The following is a 930-nucleotide window of genomic DNA, read 5'->3' as shown; positions in this document are numbered from 1 at the left end:
GCCCAGTCGCAGGCACTCAATCTGCCGGCGACAGAGCCGTGGCTCGCCGCCGACCGGCTGCACCGTGAATTCCAGGTGGTCGGCTTTTACCTCTCGGCCCACCCGCTCGACGAGTACAAGGCGGCCCTGCAGAAGATGCGGGTGCAAACGTGGGCCGAGTTCTCGGCGGCCGTCAAACGCGGTGCCGCCGCCGGCCGCCTGGCCGGCACGGTGACATCCAAGCAGGAACGCAAGACGCGCACCGGCAACAAGATGGGCGTCATCGCCTTTTCGGATACGTCAGGCCAGTACGAAGCCGTGCTGTTTTCGGAAGGACTGGCACAGTATCGCGACCTGCTCGAGGCCGGCCGCTCCGTCGTCATCACCGTTGCGGCCGAGGACAGGCCGGAAGGCGTCAATCTGCGCATCAACTCGGTGCAGTCGCTGGAGGATGAGGCAAGTCGCATCCAGAAGGCGCTGCGTATCTTCGTGCGCAACGCCACGCCGATCAACACGCTGGCCGGCCAACTGACCGTCAGGGGCGAAGGCCAGGTCAGTTTCGTGCTGATCAAGGAAGAAGGCGAGGGTGAAATCGAGATAGAGCTGCCGAACCGCTACCGTATCTCGCCGCAGATCGCCTCGGCGATGCGCGCGGTGCCGGGCGTGGTCGAAGTGGAATTGGTGTGACCCCCGCTCTTTTCGGGGCGCGGCAATCAGCCGGGCGGTCGCTGCGGCCAACGCCGGCGCAGTCAGCATGAAGCCGGCGCAGAGGAATGGGTCGCAGGCGGTTTCAGCCTTGGCGCGGCTGCGTGACCGGCTGCGCAGGCTTTATCATGGGCGCACGCCGGCCGCTTTCCGGTTCCAACTGGTGGCCGTCGTCATCGACCTCGCCATCATCGCCTTCTTCATCGCGACGCCGGTTCTCCAGGACAAGCCGTCCTTCCTCTGGCT

The 930-nt window shown here is 65.6% G+C and carries 1 protein-coding gene and 1 pseudogene; both read left to right on the top strand.

Going from position 1 to position 930, the window contains the following annotated elements:
* A partial coding sequence (locus EN969_RS33010) for an OB-fold nucleic acid binding domain-containing protein (protein WP_245467640.1) occupies positions 1-666 on the top strand: 666 nt, incomplete at its 5' end.
* A 67-nt stretch (positions 667-733) separates the two neighbouring features.
* Positions 734-930: pseudogene (locus tag EN969_RS33005) on the top strand (ion transporter); the annotation flags it as partial.

This window comes from Mesorhizobium sp. M7A.F.Ca.CA.003.01.2.1, from assembly GCF_003998945.1.
GTDB classification, from domain to species: Bacteria; Pseudomonadota; Alphaproteobacteria; order Rhizobiales; family Rhizobiaceae; genus Mesorhizobium; species Mesorhizobium ciceri.
The sequence above is the reverse complement of the archived record's forward strand: the minus strand, read 5'-3'. Positions and strand labels throughout refer to the sequence as shown.